Consider the following 2,101-nt stretch of genomic DNA (forward strand, 5'->3'; position numbering starts at 1 on the left):
TCGCTGGAGCGGGCGCGGCGCACCCAGCGCAGTTCGTCGTTTTCTTCCAGAGAGATGGCAATCAGGCCGTTGGAGCGCACATTGGCAAAGGCGCTGAGGGCCGTTTTTTTGATGTAGCCGCCGCGGGTGAGCATCACCAGATATTCGTCGTCGCTGAACTGGCTCACCGGCACCATGGACGTAACCCGCTCTTCCCGAGTGATCGGCAGCAACTGAACGATGGCACTGCCACGGGCGGCGCGGCTCCCCTGGGGGATCTGGTGGGCGGGCAGGGTGTAGACTACGCCTCGATTGGTGAAAAAGAGGACGGTGTCGTGGCTGCGGCAGGCAAAAAACTGTTCGATGGCATCGTCTTCCTTGATGCGGGCGCCGGCTTTGCCGCGGGTGGCTCGCCCCTGCACCTGGAACTCCTCAAGGCCCATGCGCTTGATGTAGCCCTGCTCGGTTAGAAAGATAACCGTCTCCCGGTTTTCGATCAGATCGTCCGTTCCCAGCTCCCCATCCTCCAAACAGAGGCGGGAGCGGCGCGGGCTGGCAAAGCGGGCTTTGAGCTGCTGCAGCTCTTCGCTGATGATCTGCATCACCCGTTCTCGGCGGGCCAGAATATCCCGCAGGTCGGCAATTTGCCTCACCAAGTCTTCGTGCTCGGCCTGGATTTTTTCCGCTTCCAGGGCGGTGAGGCGGCGCAGCTGCATCTGCAGGATCCCGTCGGCTTGGGCTTCACTCAGGCCCAACACCGCCTGCAATTCCTCTCGGGCTGTGGCGGTATCGGCGGCTCCTCGAATGAGGGCAATCACCCGATCCAACTGCCCCAAAGCCAAGAGATAGCCCTGCAGCAGGTGATCCCGCTCTTCGGCTTTTTGCAGCTCGTAGCGGGTGCGCCGCTCGATCACCTCTTCCCGAAAATCCAGAAAAGCCTGCAGCGCGTCCCGCAGGGTCAGGGTGCGCGGCTCGCCGTTGAGGATGGCCAGCATGTTGACCCCGAAGTTGGCCTGCAGGGGGGTTTGCTTGTAGAGGTTGTTGAGCACCACCTGCGGCTGGGCATCCCGCTTTAGCTCGATCACCACCCGCATGCCGCTGCGGTCGCTCTCGTCACGGATGTCGGCAATGCCTTCCAGCTTTTTCTCGTTGACCAGCTCGGCGATCTTCTCGATCATGGCTGCCTTGTTGGTTTGGTAGGGCAGCTCGGTGATGATGATGGCATCCCGAACCGGTCGGCCCCGCTGCTCTATGGTTTCGACGGTGGCCACCCCCCTCAGGGTGATGGAGCCGCGCCCGGTGGTGTAGGCTTCGCGGATGCCCTCTTGGCCCATGATCAGCGCCCCGGTGGGGAAGTCGGGGGCCGGGATCCACTGCATCAACTCCAGGCTGGTCAGGTTGGGGTTGTGGATGAGGGCAATCAGGCCGTCCACCAATTCGCTCAAGTTGTGGGGCGGGATGTTGGTGGCCATGCCCACGGCAATGCCGGAAGAGCCGTTCAGGAGCAGTTGCGGGATCCGCGCCGGCAGCACCAGGGGTTCTTGCTGGGATCCGTCGTAGTTGCCGACAAAATCGACGGTGTTGGCGTCGATATCCTGCAGCAGGGCTTCTTGGGCAAAGGCGGTCAGCCGACACTCGGTGTAGCGCATGGCCGCCGGCGGGTCGTTGTCTACAGAGCCGAAGTTGCCGTGCCCATCCACCAGGCGCTCCCGCATGGAGAAATCCTGGGCCATGCGCACCAGCGCATCATAGACGGCCTGATCCCCGTGGGGATGGTATTTCCCGATCACATCCCCCACCACGCGGGCACACTTGCGGAAGGGGCGATCCGCCGTCAGGCCCAACTCGTGCATAGCGTAGAGAATGCGGCGGTGCACCGGCTTCAGGCCATCCCGCGCATCCGGCAAAGCCCTCCCGACGATCACGCTCATGGCGTATTCCAGGTAGGACTGCGACATCTCCCGCTGCAGGTCGGTGGAGATGATGCGCGCCGTCGATTCGTTGTCGCTCATGGGGTTGGGTTATCCGTAAGGGATCCCAGTCGGCCTTGGCGCAGTGGGTTCATGGAAGTTTATCGAGAAGCCAACCTTGGCCGTGGCAGACTGAAGGTGATTGAATTGAG

General features: G+C 62.3%; 1 protein-coding gene. It reads right to left on the reverse strand.

The window, feature by feature from the left end; translation table 11 throughout:
• The coding region (gyrA, locus tag NW834_RS00685; protein ID WP_414426195.1) for a DNA gyrase subunit A at positions 1-1,991 on the reverse strand (1,991 nt) is incomplete at its 3' end.
• Positions 1,992-2,101 lie beyond the last annotated feature (110 nt).

It is taken from the genome of Synechococcus sp. R60.1 (assembly GCF_047461835.1).
In the GTDB taxonomy this organism is placed as follows: domain Bacteria; phylum Cyanobacteriota; class Cyanobacteriia; order Thermostichales; family Thermostichaceae; genus Thermostichus.